This window comes from Streptomyces sp. NBC_00536 (assembly GCF_036346295.1).
GTDB lineage: Bacteria > Actinomycetota > Actinomycetes > Streptomycetales > Streptomycetaceae > Streptomyces.
The window spans coordinates 1,475,243-1,490,075 of the sequence record NZ_CP107819.1; the positions used below are offsets into that span (position 1 = coordinate 1,475,243).

General features: G+C 74.0%; 15 protein-coding genes and 1 pseudogene. 4 read left to right on the forward strand and 12 right to left on the reverse strand.

Annotation, left to right across the window (positions count from 1 at the left end; genetic code table 11):
• Positions 1–39: 39 nt before the first annotated feature.
• The 3 genes from OHS33_RS06160 to OHS33_RS06170 all read right to left on the reverse strand — a co-directional run bounded on the left by OHS33_RS06160 (position 40) and on the right by OHS33_RS06170 (position 3,399).
• Positions 40–804, reverse strand: coding sequence for a polyprenol monophosphomannose synthase (locus tag OHS33_RS06160; protein WP_330329357.1), 765 nt, complete (start codon positions 802–804; stop codon positions 40–42).
• A 343-nt stretch (positions 805–1,147) separates the two neighbouring features.
• Complete coding sequence (locus OHS33_RS06165; protein WP_330329358.1) at positions 1,148–2,770, reverse strand: amidohydrolase; 1,623 nt, start codon at positions 2,768–2,770, stop codon at positions 1,148–1,150.
• Positions 2,771–2,958: 188 nt separating this feature from the next.
• Positions 2,959–3,399 (reverse strand): Lrp/AsnC family transcriptional regulator, encoded by a 441-nt coding sequence (locus tag OHS33_RS06170; protein ID WP_330334927.1) that lies wholly within the window; start codon positions 3,397–3,399, stop codon positions 2,959–2,961.
• A gap of 213 nt (positions 3,400–3,612) precedes the next feature.
• Here OHS33_RS06170 and OHS33_RS06175 point away from each other — a divergent pair, with 213 nt between their 5' ends.
• Positions 3,613–4,056 carry a hypothetical protein gene (locus OHS33_RS06175; protein WP_330329359.1) on the forward strand — a complete coding sequence of 148 codons (444 nt, stop codon included), beginning with the start codon at positions 3,613–3,615 and terminating at the stop codon, positions 4,054–4,056.
• An 18-nt stretch (positions 4,057–4,074) separates the two neighbouring features.
• On the opposite strand, the gene OHS33_RS06180 is transcribed toward OHS33_RS06175, so the two are convergent.
• From OHS33_RS06180 to OHS33_RS06205, 6 genes and pseudogenes are all read right to left on the reverse strand, one after another.
• On the reverse strand, positions 4,075–5,175 hold the full coding sequence (locus OHS33_RS06180; protein WP_330329360.1) for a phosphotransferase family protein: 1,101 nt from the start codon (positions 5,173–5,175) through the stop codon (positions 4,075–4,077).
• Between the two features lie 67 nt (positions 5,176–5,242).
• On the reverse strand, positions 5,243–6,376 hold the full coding sequence (locus tag OHS33_RS06185) for a hypothetical protein (protein WP_330329361.1): 1,134 nt from the start codon (positions 6,374–6,376) through the stop codon (positions 5,243–5,245).
• 442 nt (positions 6,377–6,818) lie between these two features.
• On the reverse strand, positions 6,819–7,322 hold the full coding sequence (locus OHS33_RS06190) for a GNAT family N-acetyltransferase (protein WP_443065418.1): 504 nt from the start codon (positions 7,320–7,322) through the stop codon (positions 6,819–6,821).
• 6 nt (positions 7,323–7,328) lie between these two features.
• Positions 7,329–7,838 (reverse strand): annotated as a pseudogene (locus OHS33_RS06195) (GNAT family N-acetyltransferase); the annotation flags it as partial.
• Between the two features lie 84 nt (positions 7,839–7,922).
• Entirely contained in the window at positions 7,923–9,095 is a 1,173-nt protein-coding gene (locus tag OHS33_RS06200; RefSeq protein WP_330329362.1) for an acyl-CoA dehydrogenase family protein, read from the reverse strand.
• Between the two features lie 164 nt (positions 9,096–9,259).
• The gene (locus OHS33_RS06205) at positions 9,260–9,949 is read right to left on the reverse strand and encodes a TetR/AcrR family transcriptional regulator (RefSeq protein WP_330329363.1); all 690 of its coding nucleotides are present in this window, start codon (positions 9,947–9,949) and stop codon (positions 9,260–9,262) included.
• A 114-nt stretch (positions 9,950–10,063) separates the two neighbouring features.
• Here OHS33_RS06205 and OHS33_RS06210 point away from each other — a divergent pair, with 114 nt between their 5' ends.
• The 3 genes from OHS33_RS06210 to OHS33_RS06220 are packed head-to-tail and all read left to right on the forward strand — an operon-like array spanning position 10,064 to position 12,614.
• Positions 10,064–10,708, forward strand: coding sequence for a DUF6230 family protein (locus tag OHS33_RS06210; RefSeq protein ID WP_330329364.1), 645 nt, complete (start codon positions 10,064–10,066; stop codon positions 10,706–10,708).
• Positions 10,699–11,667 (forward strand): DUF6114 domain-containing protein, encoded by a 969-nt coding sequence (locus OHS33_RS06215; protein WP_330329365.1) that lies wholly within the window; start codon positions 10,699–10,701, stop codon positions 11,665–11,667. The genes OHS33_RS06210 and OHS33_RS06215 overlap by 10 nt, the downstream gene beginning before the upstream one ends.
• Positions 11,664–12,614: a hypothetical protein gene (locus OHS33_RS06220; RefSeq protein ID WP_330329366.1), complete on the forward strand. Its 951-nt coding sequence runs from the start codon at positions 11,664–11,666 to the stop codon at positions 12,612–12,614. Before OHS33_RS06215 ends, OHS33_RS06220 begins: the two co-directional genes overlap by 4 nt.
• On the opposite strand, the gene OHS33_RS06225 is transcribed toward OHS33_RS06220, so the two are convergent.
• The 3 genes from OHS33_RS06225 to OHS33_RS06235 form a co-directional block, all read right to left on the reverse strand.
• Positions 12,592–12,744 carry an SCO1431 family membrane protein gene (locus OHS33_RS06225; protein ID WP_330329367.1) on the reverse strand — a complete coding sequence of 51 codons (153 nt, stop codon included), beginning with the start codon at positions 12,742–12,744 and terminating at the stop codon, positions 12,592–12,594. The genes OHS33_RS06220 and OHS33_RS06225 overlap by 23 nt on opposite strands.
• Before the next feature lie 148 nt (positions 12,745–12,892).
• Positions 12,893–13,327 carry an SPW repeat protein gene (locus OHS33_RS06230; RefSeq protein ID WP_330329368.1) on the reverse strand — a complete coding sequence of 145 codons (435 nt, stop codon included), beginning with the start codon at positions 13,325–13,327 and terminating at the stop codon, positions 12,893–12,895.
• Between the two features lie 91 nt (positions 13,328–13,418).
• Positions 13,419–14,798: a peptidase C39 family protein gene (locus OHS33_RS06235; RefSeq protein ID WP_330329369.1), complete on the reverse strand. Its 1,380-nt coding sequence runs from the start codon at positions 14,796–14,798 to the stop codon at positions 13,419–13,421.
• Between the last annotated feature and the right edge of the window lie 35 nt (positions 14,799–14,833).

A 14,833-nucleotide genomic window follows, 5' to 3' on the forward strand; every position in this document is an offset into this window, starting at 1 on the left:
CGCCTCAATCGGAAGTACGGGACATCCCCCTAAGGGACGTCAGCGCCGCCGGGGCGACAGCTTCGCGGCGCGGGCCGAGACACCCCACTGGGTGACCCGCCACAGCGCCTCCACCACGATGTCGCGGCTCATCTTGCTGTCGCCGAACTCGCGCTCGACGAAGGTGATGGGCACCTCCACCACGCGGAAGCCCGCGCCGACCGCGCGCCGGGCCAGGTCGACCTGGAAGCAGTACCCGGCCGAGGCGACCTGTTCCAGACCCAGCCCCTCCAGGGTCTCCCGGCGGAACGCCCGGTAGCCGCCGGTGACATCGCGGATCGGCACGTCCAGCATCAGCCGGGAGTAGGTCGAACCGCCGCGCGAGAGCAGCACCCGGTGCCGCGGCCAGTTGACCACCCGGCCGCCGGGCACCCAGCGCGAGCCCAGCACCAGATCGGCGCCCCCCAGGGCGGTGAGCAGCCGGGGCAGTTCCTCGGGCTGGTGGGAGCCGTCGGCGTCCATCTCGACCAGGACGCCGTAGTCGCGCTCCAGGCCCCAGGCGAAGCCCGCCAGGTAGGCGGCGCCGAGGCCTTCCTTGCCCTTGCGGTGCAGGACGTGCACCTGGTCGTCGGCGGCGGCCAGCTCGTCGGCGAGCTTCCCGGTGCCGTCGGGGCTGTTGTCGTCCGCCACCAGGACGTGCGCCCGGGGAACCGCCGCGCGTACGCGGGAGACGATCGGGCCGATGTTCTCCGCCTCGTTGTAGGTCGGAATGATCACCAGCACCGTGCCCAGCGGGCCGTGGCGCCGCTCACCGCCGTCACTCACTGATTCCCCTTTTCGCTTCTCCCCGTCCCGTCACTGCGAACCGATTTTAGAACAGCGGGAGGGGTGCGGCGGAGAATCGGGGCCCGGGGTCCTTCGGGCCGGCCCGGCTCCCACTGGCTGCGGGCCGCCGTGACCGTTGTCTACTGGGCTCCGGGCCCCGATCAGGTCCACCCTCCCCCGGACCCTTTCGGAGCAGGGGGGACCCCCGTCCGGCGAAACCTTCCCTCGCCCCCGAGGCGCGGGCGCGCTGAGCAGACGGATCCGTCCGGCACGGTCGTCCTGTGGTGGACCCGGCCGAACCTATCCGGGTCCGGGCGCCGCTGCCGAACCGAGGCCGGGCGGATCACCCCTGTGGGCGTACGAATACCTCCCGGCCGCCGACCACGGTGGCCAGGCACACCGGCAGATCGGCGCCGGGGTCCAGCCGGGGCAGTCCGGGCGTGCCCGAGCGGGGGTCGGTGGACCAGCGCGAGACCCGGTCGTCGGGGGCCTGGACCACCAGCTCGTCGGTCTGCCACAGGACGTAGTCGGCCGGGGCGCCGGGCACCAGGACGCCCGCGTCGTCGCGGCCCAGGGCGCGCCAGCCGCCCCGGGTGTGCGCGGTGAAGGCGGCCCGTACGGAGATCCGGTGCTCCGGGGTCCGGTGGAAGGCGGCGGCCCGGACGGTGCCCCAGGGGTCGAGCGGGGTGACCGGGGCGTCCGAGCCGAAGGCGAGCGGGACGCCCGCCTTGAGCATCGCGGCGAAGGGGTTCAGGGTGGCGGCGCGCCCGGCGCCCAGCCGGTCGGCGTACATCCCCTCCGCGCCGCCCCACGCGGCGTCGAAGGCGGGCTGGACGGAGGCGGTGAGGCCCAGTTCGGCGAAGGCGGCGATGGTGGCCGGGGTCATCATCTCGGCGTGCTCGACCCGGTGCCGGGCGGCGCGCACGCGGGCCAGGCCGACCTTCTCGGCCGCCGCGCGGACGCCGTCGACGACCGCGGTGAGGGCGGCGTCCCCGATGGCGTGGAAGCCGGCCTGGAGGCCCGCCTCGGTGCAGGCGGCCACGTGCGCGGCGATCTCGGCCGCGTCGAGGTACCCGGTGCCCGTGTGGGCGGCGTCGGCGTAGGGGGTGTGCAGGCAGGCGGTGTGCGAGCCGAGGGCGCCGTCGACGAAGAGGTCGCCCGCGGCGCCGACCGCGCCGAGTTCCCGGGCCAGTTCGAGGTCGCGGTCGGCCCAGTAGCCGAAGACCCGCGGGCCGGACCGCTCGCGCGCGAGGTTCAGCAGGTCGTGGAAGTCCTCGGGCGAGGAGATGCCGGGGCCGCCGCACTCGTGGACGGACCCGATGCCGAGCGAGAGCGCGTGGTCGAGGGCGGCCCGCTGGGCCTCCGCGCGCTGGACGGGGGTGACGGCGGCGAGCGCCGCGGCGCGCACCACGTGGTGGTCCTCGCGGGTCAGCGGCTCATCGGACTCCGCGGGCTGCCGTACGCCCGGAACCAGGTCCAGCAGGGCGGTGCTGACCACGGCCGAGTGCACGTCGATCCGGCTGAGGTAGAGCGGGCGGCCGCCGGCCGCCTCGTCCAGCTCGGCCCGGCGCGGGGCGCGCCGCTCGGGCCAGCGGGCCGCGTCCCAGCCGTGTCCGAGGAGCACCCGGTCGGCGGGCCGCCGCGCGGCGTACGCCCGTACGAGCGCCAGCGCGTCCGGCAGCGAGCGGGCGCCGGTCAGGTCCAGGCCGGTGAGGGCGAGGCCGGTGGCGGTGGTGTGCACGTGGGCGTCGGTGAAGGCGGGGGTGACGAGCGCGCCGTCCAGGTCGACGACCTCGTCGACGCCCTGCGCGAAGGCGTCGGCGGCGCCTTCGGAGCCCACCCAGGCGATGTGGCCGCGCTCGACGACCATCGCGGTGGCGAAGGGGTCGGCGGGGCTGTGCACCTCACCCCGGCGGAGCAGGACGGTGGGCAGGTCGGCGGCGGAAGCGGCGGCGCGGTCGGTCATGGGACCAGTCTCGCGGGTCCGCGGGGCGCGGTCCGACCGGGGCCCGGCCGGACCGCGCCCCGGCGGGCGGGGCTGGATTGCCCGCAGGGCAATTTCAGCCCGTCCGGCGATTGAGGACCGGGTCTGGGCGGAGCCCAGTTTCGGCCATGCCCGGCCGCCCCGCTCGGACCGCACCCCGGCGGGGCGGTTCACACTCTGGGCGGCCTGGCTTCGTACGGGGTGGACAGGACCACCGTCGTGCGGGTCGAGACGTGGGCCAGGGCGCGGACCCGGCCCAGCAGGTCCTCCAGCTCCAGCGGGGTCGCCACCCGGACCTTGAGGATGTAGTTCTCGTCGCCCGCCACGCTGTGGCACGCCTCGATCTCGGGGACTCCGGCGAGCCGGTCCGCGATGTCGTCGGGCGCGCTCGGGTCGAACGGCTTCGCCGAGATGAATGCGGTCAGGGGCAGCCCGACGGCCTCGGGGTCGACCACGGCCGCGTAGCCGCGGATCACCCCGCGCTGCTCCAGACGGCGTACCCGCTGGTGCACCGCGGACGTGGACAGTCCCGTGGCCTTGCCCAGGTCGGTGTAGCTCATCCGCCCGTCCCGCACGAGCAGATCCACGATCTGACGGTCCAGCTCCTCCATTGCGCTCATAGCCGCCCAACCTATTGCCCCAGGGCGCTCCAGGCCCAGTGGTGTCCACGGACAAGTGGCACCTGCGGCGGGCATGTGACCAAGGCCACAGGGGTATGCAGGCGTACGCGGTGTGGTTGTGGTTACTCGTGCCGCGCGACGGGAAGTGCTTGCTGTGGCCGTGGCCGAACGTGTCGCCCGGCCCACCCAAGGGGGAGTACATCCATGCAGAACACCAAGCGCGCGGGCCGCACCGCACCTGCGCCACACGAACGGCCCGAACCGCAGGGCGGCGAGTACGGCGACTTCGACCAGGACGCCGATTTCGCCGACTTCGCCGACTTCGACGCGAGCGCCGAGGCCTTCGACATCCACCACGCCGTCTGCCCCGACTGCAGCCAGTCGATCGCGCTGGTCGCGGACGAGGAGTTCCTGCCGGAGCACGGGCTCTGCCTGAGCCCGTGGAACCCGTTCGGCCTGACCGTGTGCGCGGGCACCGGGCGGCCCGCCACGGACGCGCGGGAGGCCGCCGAGGCCGCCGTCGCGGAGCGGGAGGCCGAGCAGTTCACGGTCCTGACGCTCCCCCAGGGCCTCGACTGGCGGACGCAGCCCTTCTCGCACGTCGGCGGTCCGGGCTCGCGCCCCGTCCAGCACGTCCAGGCGGCCTGAGCCCGACGCCGTTCCGGGTCAGTCCCGGTTCCAGTAGGTTCCCTGCACCATGGCGGCGATGCTGGCGTGGTGCAGGATCAGGCCGTCCGGGTCGGCGGGTATCTCCACCTCGCCGAAGTGGGCCTGGCGGTAGGCGATCCGCAGCATCACGATCCCGTGCCGCAGGGCCGCGTAGAGGGTGTGGAAGTCCATGTCGCGCGGGGTGTGCCCGGTCAGTTCCGCGTAGCGGCGCTCCAGGTCGTCCCGGCGCAGGAAGTCCGGCAGCCCGGCCTGACCGAAGCCGACGGTGAGGTCCTGGAAGAACCGGTGGAGGTAGACGGTCCACCCGAGGTCCACCTCTCGCGGGGCGTACGCCGCCATCTCCCAGTCCAGGACCGCGGCCGGCCGGAAGCCGTCGTAGATGACGTTCCCGATCCGGGCGTCGCCCCAGTTGAGGACGGCGGGCCCCTCGTCGGCGGGCCAGATGTCCTCCAGCCGGTCGAAGGCCCGCTCCAGCAGCGGTGACCGGGCCAGTCCGGCCACCACCCACTCGTAGTAGGCGCGCTGGGCGTCGACGTGCCGCCGCAGCGGGCTGCCGACGCCCTCCGGGAGCAGGAACTCGGCCTCCTTCGCGGGAAACTGGTCGTGCAGCCGGGCGAGCAGCGAGATGCTCGCCTCCTGGAGCCCGGCGCGTTCGGCGTCGCTCGCCGCGTGCAGCCAGTTGCCCTCGTAGGTGTACGGCATGACGTCGGGCGGCACCCGGCCCTCGGCCCGGGCCATCACGAAGAACGGCGCGCCGAGCGGCCCGGGGTCCGTCTCCAGCCACTGCACGCGCGGGACGGGCAGGTCGGTGTGCTCGGCGACCAGGCTCATCACCCGGTGCTGGCGGGGCATGTCGTAGGCGGGGAAGACGGTGTAGGCCGCCGGGTCCGCGGCCAGGCGCAGCGCGCAGGCCCGTACCGGGGTGTCGGGGTGCTCGATGTCGAAGAGCAGGGTCTCGCTGGACATGCCGTTGGAGCCGGGGACGGAGATGTTGGTGACCTCCGCTCCGGGGAGGCGGGTACCGAGCCAGGCCGCGAGGCGGCGGCCCAGCTCCCCGGGTTCCCGGGTGGAGGTGCGGGGACGTGGTGCCGTGGCCATGGCCACCCCTTTCGTGTCCTGCCTGTCCTGCCTGTCCTGTCTGTCCTGTTCCTACGGCGCTACGGCGCTACGGCGCCACGGAGCCGTAGTCCGTGAAGCCGCTCGGGTCGTGCCGGCCGAAGCTGCCGTGTTCGAAGATGCCGAAACCGGTCCGCCCCTCCAGGGTGAAACGGGCGGAGTGGTCGGTGACCCCGTAGGCCGCCATCGGGTGGGCGGCGGGGTCGGAGAGGTCGTAGGTCCGGCGGTCGGTCCAGCCACGGCCCTGCCAGGTGCCGTGCTGCCAGTCGGCGGCGGGCGGGTATCCGGCGCCGACGGCGAGCGGCGAGGAGTTCAGGATCTCCACGCCCAGTTCGAGCGGTTTGCGCGCCGGATCGGTGAGGTGGACGACCGCGCTCTCGGGGTGCCTGCTGCCGGGCCGGTAGCGGATGTCGGCCTGGGGCCAGCCGAGTTGTACGTCGCCGCGCCCGGCGGCGTCGGGGAAGACCTGGACGGCTTCGTTCAGGGCGCGGTGGCCGTCGGCGTCCTCCTGGACGATGACCATGAGGAAGCGGTCCTCGAAGCGGACCGGGACCCAGAGCCAGTGGAAGCCCTCGGTGCGGTGCTCCTCGGCCGCGCGGCCGCCCTCTTCGCCGGGGATCGGCCGCACCCCCCAGCTGCGGTCCCGGGTGCCCGTCCACTCGCCTTCGGTGAGGCGGATCTCCTCGCCCTTGGCGCGGAGGGTGCCGGTGACCGTGCCCGCCTGGACGAAGCGGCGGCCTTCGAGCATCAGCCGGTCGCCGCGCCGCTGGACGTGGTGCGGCTCCCAGACGGCGGGGAAGGCCGCGGTCCAGGTGATGTCGTAGGAGAGCCCGTCCGGGTCGTCGGGGTCGGCGTCGCAGTGCAGGCGCAGGGTGGACAGCGGTACGTCCACGGTGATCCGCAGCGGGCCGACGGACAGGTTCATCCGGTCGTCGGTGAGGGCGTCGGAGGCGCGGACGGCGAGGAGTTCGTCGCCGAGGCGCAGGGTGGCGTAGGCGTCGATGACCCCGGTGTTGGGGTAGACGCCGAGGCCGAGGATGAGGACGGCCCGGCCCGCGTGGTCGAAGACGTGGAAGATGCACCGGTCGTAGGCGTTCCGGTCGCCGGTGGCGACGTGCTTCATGGACAACGGGGCCTGGTGGATGGGGTATTCGTCAAGGGGGATGGGTCGGTCCGCGGGCATGGCAAACCTCCTGGGCACGGGTCGGCTCGGCGGATATGACGGTACGTCAGATACCGGGCCCGGGGCCAGAGTCGTGTCATTGGCTGACAGATCAGCGGCGGGGGTGGCGCGGTGAGGCCGCCCGGACCGAGGCCGCGCAGGGGACACCTCGAACGGATACGCGTACGGCGGGGGCGATTACCCGGTCCGCGCGCGCCGCGTTGGCCGGGCATGGACACGCTTGAGGCTTCCACGGGACGGCGGCGGCGACCCACGCCGCCCGGTTTCGAAGAATCGGTTCATCGCCCCGCGGACCCGCCCATCTACCGGGCGATGCTGGCCCGCTGGGCGGACGACGGACGCACCCTGCCGGGCCGCCGCGACCCGGAGTGGTCCCGGATCGCCTCCTCCCCGGTCTGGCCCGGCGGACCGCTCTACGGCGGGTAGGGCGGGGCCGCGGACCCTACTGGGCGCCGAGGGCCATCCACTTCCGGGGCTCCGCCAGCGGGGCGAACCCGATCTTCTCGTAGACCCCGTGGGCGTCCTCGGTGGCCAGCAGGATGCGGCGCAGCCCGTACGGGGCGAGGTGGTCGCGGACGGCCGTGACCAGGGCGGTGCCCAGGCCCTCGCCGCGGGCGGCCGGGTCGACGTAGACGTCGCAGAGCCAGGCGAAGGTGGCCCGGTCGGTCAGCACCCGCGCGTACGCCAGCTGGTCGCCCGAAGTGCGGTCGTATGCGCCGAAGTTGAGGGAGTTAGCGATGGCCAGGTCCTGCTTTTCGCGCGGGCGGCCGAGCGCCCAGTAGGCGTCCTCGGAGAGCCAGCGGTGGATCCGGGCGGCGTCGAGGCGCGCGGGGTCCGTGGAGATCTCCCACTCCCGCGGCGGCTGCCCGGCCGGGGCGGCGGGGTCCACCGCGTCCCAGTCGGTCCGGTGGTGGGCCAGGCGCTCGTCCTGCCCGGTCGGCCGCATCCCGGCGGCGGTCATCACCCGGCGCGAGGCGGTGTTGTCCAGGTCGGCGTCGCCCGCCACGGCCGCGACTCCCAGGGAGCGCGCCAGGGCGAGCACGGCGCGCAGCGCCTCGGTGGCGAGGCCGCGGCCCCGGGCACAGGGCGCGAGGCCGTAGCCGATCCGCACCTCACCGGCCGCGTCCGGGACCCCGTGGAAGCCCACCCCGCCCACGGCCGCGCCGCCCGCCCCGGAGCCGTCGCCGCGCAGCCGGATCTCGTACGGGCCGAAGGGCCGGGGGTCCCCGGCCTCCGCGCAGGTCCGCAGGAACCGGCGCAGGACGCCCAGGTCGCCTTCGGAGGGGTATCCCGGCGCCCACGGCACCGCGGCGTCCCGCTCCCCGGCGAGTATCCGCTCGGCCTCGGCGGGACTGAAGGGATGGAGCACGAGCCGCTCCGTCACGAGGTCGCCGGCGGCGGGCTCACCGGCCGCGGGCGCACCGGGCACGGGCACAAGGTCATCGGTCACAAGGTCGTCCATGACCCGATGGCTATCAGAGCGGCCGCGCGGACCGCACCCGGATATTGCCCGCGGGTACGGTCCGGCGGCCAGGACGCCGCCCGCTCAGCGGGACTCGGGCCCCGCGAGGTGGCGGGCGATGACCATCCGCTGGATCTGGTTGGTGCCCTCGACGATCTGCAGCACCTTCGCCTCGCGCATCAGGCGCTCGACCGGGAAGTCGGCGGTGTAGCCGTAGCCGCCGAGGACCTGGACGGCGTCGGTGGTGACGGCCATGGCCGCGTCGGTGCAGAAGAGCTTCGCCATGGCCGCCTGGCGGGAGAACGGCTTGCCCGCGTCGCGCAGCCGGGCCGCCGCCAGGTACAGGGAGCGGCCCGCCTCGATCTGGGTGGCCATGTCGGCCAGCATGAAGCGCAGCCCCTGGAAGTCCGCGATGGGGTGCCCGAACTGCTTGCGGTCCAGGGCGTACGCCAGGGCCTCGTCCAGCGCTGCCTGGGCCACGCCGATCGCGCAGGCGGCGATGCCGAGGCGGCCCGCGTCCAGGGCGGCCAGGGCGATGCTGAAGCCCTGGCCCTCCTCGCCGAGGCGGCGGGCGTCGGAGACCCGTACCCCGTCGAAGTGCAGCTGGGCGGTGGGCGAGCCCTTCATGCCCATCTTCTTCTCGGGGACGGCGGCCGTCAGGCCCGGCGCGTCTCCGGGGACCAGGAAGGCGGTGATGCCCTTGGGGCCGGGCGCGCCGGTGCGTGCGAGGACCGTGTAGAAGTCGGCGATCCCGCCGTGGGTGATCCACGCCTTGGTGCCGGTCAGTATCCAGTCGTCGCCGTCGCGGACGGCCTTGGTGGACAGCGAGGCGGCGTCCGAACCGGCGGCCGGTTCGGAGAGGCAGTAGGCGCCGAGGAGCCCGCCGCCGAGCATCGCGGGCAGGTGCTCGCCCTGCTGTTCCTTGGTGCCGTACCCGGCCAGGCCGTGGCAGGCCAGCGAGTGCACGCTGACGCCGAGGCCGACGGTCAGCCGGGCCGCGGCCAGTTCCTCCAGTACCTGGAGGTAGACCTCGTACGGCTGCTCGCCGCCGCCGAACTCGCCCGCGTACGGGAGGCCCAGCAGCCCGGCCTCGGAGAGGAGGGTGAACACCTCGCGGGGGAACCGGCCGGAGTCCTCCTCCTCGGCGGCCCGGGGGCGGATCTCCCGCTGCGCGATCTCGCGCACGAGCGCGATCAGGTCGCGGGACTCCTCGGTGGGCAGCTGACGGTCCACCGGCTGCGGGGCGCGGTCGGTCATGGCGGCGCTCTCCTCCCTCATCGGGCACGGCGGCGGCGCGCTACAGGGGGTGGGACGCGCCGCCGGGTCTCGGTGCTCTTACAGCCGATGGGGCCTTCCCGGATCACAGAAGGGCCTGACCAGCGGCTGCGGCGGCTTGAGTATGCCCGATCGGGGGCGTTCCGTCACGGGTGCACTTGATCGCTGCCCAGGTCAGGGCCGGATCCGGCGAGCTCTTCCGCCTGCGGCGGGGCCGGGCACTGCGGGACGAACTCCTCGATCACGGTCAGCGTCGCGCGCAACTGCCGCACCAGCAGGGCGCCGAGTGCGGGGCGGTCGGGCCGGTCCGGTTCGCCCTCGGTGCCGATCCAGTCGAGGGTGGTGCCCTCGACCCCGGAGAGCCAGCCGACGAGGGCGAGCCGGGCGAGCGGGGGCACGGCGCGGTGCCCCCAGGCGCCCTCGGCGATGGTGGCGACCAGCTCCGCGCGGACCGCGTCGCGGATGGCGAGGACCTCGGCGTCGGAGCCGACGCCGCCGGTGACGATGGTGCGGTAGGCGGCGTGGTGCTGCTCGGCGTAGTGGAGGTAGCCGTCGATGGTGCGGCGGACCCGCTCGGCGGAGGGCAGGTCGGTGTCCCCGCCGGCCCGGGCGACGAGTTCGTTGACGGAGTCCTCGACGATGGCGAGGTAGTAGCCGCGCTTGCTCGTGAAGTAGTAGTAGATCAGCCCTTTGGCGACCCCGGCCTGCTTGGCGATGTCGTCCATCGACAAGGCGTCGTACGAGGTGTCGGCGAACAACTTCCGGCCGGTCGCCATGAGTTCGGCCCGGCGGACCTGCGATCGCTCGGTCTTGCCGCGCTGTTGACTATTATTCAAATTCAGCCCTAGCCTCGAACTGCCACAGGATGCCCGCAGTATGGCAGACCTGTCTGGCCCCGCTCCTTCGCACTTCCCCTGCGCACCGGACGACGTACGGGAGGCCCCACCGCCATGAGCCCCACCGCCATGAGCACAGCCGCCAAGAGCACCGCAGACCGAAATCCGGCCGAGGGCCGGGTCAACTGGAAGAGGACGGCCGTCGCCGCACTGCCCGCGTTCGTCGCGGTCGGCGCGATGGCGATGGTGATGGCCCAGGGCGCGCTCGCCGCCTCCTTCGCCGTCTCCGGCACGAGCTTCCAGGTCTCCTCCTCCAACCTCAGCAGCAAGGGCCTGGCCTCCTACGTGCAGACGGACCGCTCCGTCGACGGCAAGGGGCACCCCGTCGCCCTGCTCGGCATCGGGCAGGCGACGCTCTCCGACATCTGCCAGTCCGCGGTGGTCGACACCCCGGTCGGCAAGGTGGTCTTCAAACTGACCGCGGGCGGACCCGCCGGGAACGTCACCGCGACCAACCTGGTCATCGACGGCGAGGACCTGACCGGTGACGCCCGCTTCGGCACCGCCCAGATCGGCCGCGACGCCTCGACCCTGGACCAGGTGGAGGGGGTCAAGGGCGACGCCGGGAAGTTCGGCCTGCAGGCCGGGGACATCGAGGTCGCGGGCGTGCGCTCGCACGCCTGGTCGGCGACCGGCGGCGATTTCCGGCTCAGGGGGCTCAAGCTGGACGTGGCCCTGGACGGCAAGCAGTGCTTCTAGGCCGCCGCGCCGCGGGGGACGGCCCGCCCACGGGATGGCTGGAGCGGCGGCTGCCCTGGCCCGCGCGCCGGGCCCGGCTGCGGGCCTGGCGCCGGACCCGGCCGTTCTGGGGCGGGCTGCTGCTGGTGCTGGGCGGGGCCGAGCTGCTGCTGGTCCCGCTCTCCCCGCTGACCATCCTGGTCAGCCTGGGCCTCGGCGGGATCGCGGCGATCGGCATCGGGCTCGCCCTGATCGCCGCGGGCCTCTTCCTGTGGTTCCTGCCGCAGGCCCGTACGTACGTCAGCATCCACGCCCTGCTGCTCTCGGTGCTGTCCTTCGTCGCGACCAACCTGGGCGGCTTCCTGCTCGGCATGCTGCTCGGCGTCACGGGCAGCGCCCTCGCCTTCGGCTGGACCCCGCTGCCGGATCCGGAGCGCGGCGAGGAGAGTCCCTACCGACCCAGCCTGGACGGCAGCGGGCCGCGCACGCTGGCCGCCGCGCTGCCGGTGGTGCTGCTCGCCGCGCTGGCGGGCGGCGCGCCCCCGGCCCGGGCGGCGGCGGGCGGCGGTCCGCCGATGGCCCCGCGCGTTCCCCCGACGGTCACCACCTCGCTCTTCGCCCCGCAGGGCTTCACCCTCGCCGGGGTCACCCAGGTGCCCACGGTGGACGGGCCGCTGCGGGTGCTGGTGCTGAAGATGCGGGCGGCCACGCTGACCGACTACCGGCTGCGCACCCGGGACGGCCGCGACGAGTACGGGCTCGCCGCCCGGACCCTCGACCTGAGCGGTGACGTGACCTTGTACCTCACCAGGTTCAGCGGCTGCATCGAGGGACTGCTGTGCGTCACCTTCTCCCCCGACGGACTGCCCGCGCCGCCCGTCATCCCGCCCTTCGTCTTCATGACGAACGTCAGCGCCGAACAGGCCCTGGTCACCTCCGACCTGATCGTCACCGACGGGCTCCGGCTGGAGGCGACGTGATCCCCGTCCAGGCCGCGCCGCTGTGGGCCTACGGGATCGGCGCGACCTTCGCGGTCGCCGCCGGGCGCCAGCTCCAGTGGTGGGAGCGGTCGGTGCGGGGCGAGGGGGTCCGTACGCGCAGCCGCGCGGCGCAGCCCTACCTGGCGCTGACCGTGCTGTACGCGGCGCTGCTGCTCGCGCCGAGCGGGGCCTACCTGCTGTGGCAGAACCCGGCCTGGGCGACGATGCAGGTGGCGCACGACCACCGCGGGGTGTGGGCCGGGTTCGCCCTCTTCCAGACCGGCTCGGTGGTGGTCGGCGCCCTGCTCGGATTCCTGGCGGCCCGGCTGTTCGTGCTGGTGGGGGCCGGGTACTGGGGGTACCTGCAGGCCGTCGCCGGGTACTTCCTGATGTTCTTCACCCTGATCCACGGGTGGGACGGCACGGGCTACCGGCGGGTGCTGAGCACCGGCGCGGGGAGCTACGCCGACTGGTCCGCGGGCGGGACAGACGGCGCGGGCGGCGCGGGCGGCCGGGCGTTCGTCAACCACTGCCTGCGCTTCGCCACCTCCGGGACCTTCCTGGCCCTGGTGGTCCTGGGCGCGGCGGTGCTCGGGGTGATGCTGCTGATCCAGATCGGCTGGCTGGTGGAGGGCTGGCGGCTGCCAGGGGCGGCGGCGGACCTCAGGGTGTCCCGGCCGCTGGCCGTGATGATCGCGGGGGCCGGGGTGTACGGGCTGCCGCTCGCCGGGGCGCTGGGCGCGAGCGTCCTCGTACGGCTGCTGGGCTGGGCCCCGGGAGGCGTCCTCTTCGCGGGGCTCGCCGGGGTGGTGCTGCTGCCGCGGTGGTCACCGGTGCGCGGGCTCTACGGCCTGGTGGGCGTCCCGCACCGGCACTGGCGGGTGGAGCCGGAGCCGGACGGCGATCAGCCCTCCGGGGGGACGGTCAGAGCCAGCCGATCTGGGTGACGAGCATCGCGAGGACGACCACCAGGGTCCAGCCGAGCACGTGCTCCAGCCAGGCGGAATCGTCCTTGGGGCCACCGGTGCGGACGAGGTCGCGGGCACGGGCGGTCAGAGCGGCGGTGTGTGCGGTCATACCGTCCAATGTGACAGCGTTCCGCGCCTTCGCGGTAGAGACGATGGTCACTGGTGGCGCCGGTCACAGCCCCTGTCCGGCCGGGCACGCCACCGGGTCCCGGCCGCCCGTGCGGCCGGGACCCGGGGTCCTCGGGGCGTACGGGCGGTCAGCCCGCGCGCGTCGTGCGCTCCCGGCCGGCCATGCCCGCCATGGCGAGGGCCAGCACCAGGCCGACGCCGCCCGCGATGACGTTGCTGACCACGGTCCGCGTGGTGGAGACGTCGCCGGAGATCACCCAGGGGGCGACGATCGTCCAGGCGGAGATGGCGACGGCCGTCCAGGCCATCGCGTGCGTGCGTTCGTAGGCGGAGCCGAGGCCGCCCATGCACAGGCAGTACGCCAGGCCCGCGATCAGGTTCGTGATCGCCAGCGAGGAGAGTCCGCTGAACCCCGCGATCCAGGGCGAGGCGGCGATGTACAGGCCGGTGACGAGCGCGAGGGCTTCCACGGCCTGTGCGAGCGGGGTGGTGGTGACCCGCTCGAAGCGGGTGCGCATCTCGGCCAGGTCGGGGTGCAGTTCGATGTTCGGGTGGGTGGTCATGGCGGGCCGCCTCCTACGGGAGCCTTTATGTACCCTTTAACCCAGTATGTGCCCGCTTCCGTGCGCCGGAAACGCATGGAGGGCACGGTCCTCAGAGCACTCCGACCGCGCGCAGCGCCCGCAGTTGCGCCGCGCTCGGGGCGGACGGCGCGTAGAGGTAGCAGATCCCGCCGCTGCCCGAGACGACCTTGCCGGAGGCGTTGTAGCGCTTGGTGCGCAGCCAGATGTTCTCCCACTGGCGGCGCTTGTAGACCCGGCGCACGGCCGGATTCGTGGGCGAGTTGGGGTCGTTGGCGACGACGTCCCCCTCGCGGGTGAAGCCGATCGCCGTCATCAGGTGGCCCGCCGTGCCGTAGCCCGCCCCGTCGAGTTCCCCCTTGAGGAAGGACTGTGAGGTGATGACCGGGATGCCCGCCCCGGTCAGGGTCTCCACATCGGTGAGGGAGCCGAGCCGGGTCACCACGGCCGCCAGGCCGGGGTAGGAGGCGGCGTAGGCGGCGTTGAACGGCCAGTTGCCGCAGCCCTTGTAGGCGGCGTCGTAGGTGGCGCGGGCCGCGTGGCAGACCTGCGGGTCGGCGTACTCCTTCCTGACCCAGGCCAGGGCGGCGGGGCTGGGCCCGCGACCCCAGTACTCGATGATCATCTGCGAGGAGGTGGGGCTGCACCAGGCCTCGCCGCCGTTGTCGTACTCGGGGTACTGGCCCGCGTGGATCTCCTGCGAATAGCGCGGAACGCGCAGCTCGCGGCCCGTGCCGCCACCCGCGCCGGGCACCGAGGCGGGCACCGTGAAGCGGTCGGGGACGCCCGAGGCCATCGCGCCCGCCAGCCGGACCACCGGCCCGAGCGGGGCGCCGGGGCGGCGGTGCAGGGTCAGGCGCAGCTGCCACGCGGCGATCCGCAGGCCGCTCGCGCTCGCGGAGCCGTCGAGGGCGAGGGTGTCGGTCCAGACGGTGGAGGTGCCGTCGGTCTGGCCGTCCACCGAGGTGCGCCGGATGTCGCCGTCGCCGGAGGCCCAGCGGCCCATCACGTACCAGGGGCCGGTGACCCCGCTGGTGTAGGTGGCGCGCAGCTCGGTCTGGATCCAGGTCCCGGCGGGGGTGAGGGCGTTCCAGGAGGCGATGGCCTCGGTGGCGGGTACGGCGCTGCGGTGCACCGGGGAGGTCCAGGTCGCGTACTCCCAGGTGCTCTTCTTCCCGGTGTGCGGGTCGGCGTACTCGGTGCGCCCGGCGGGGGTGGCGATGCCCAGCCCGGGGAGCGGGCCCGCGGCCGCGGCGGTCCCCTGGTGCGTCCCGGCCTGCCAGTGGCCGTACGAGTACCAGAACCGGTTGTCCACCGTCTTGCCCGGGGCCGGGGCTCCCCCGGCGCCCTTCGGGGCGGGCGCGGCCGCGGACGGGGTGGCGGAGACGGTGGCGGCCGTGGCGGCGGCGAGGGCCGCCGCGAGGACGGCCCGGCGCGGGGTGAATGCGGTCATGGGCGGAACCCCCAGTGGTGCGGGCGGGCGTACGT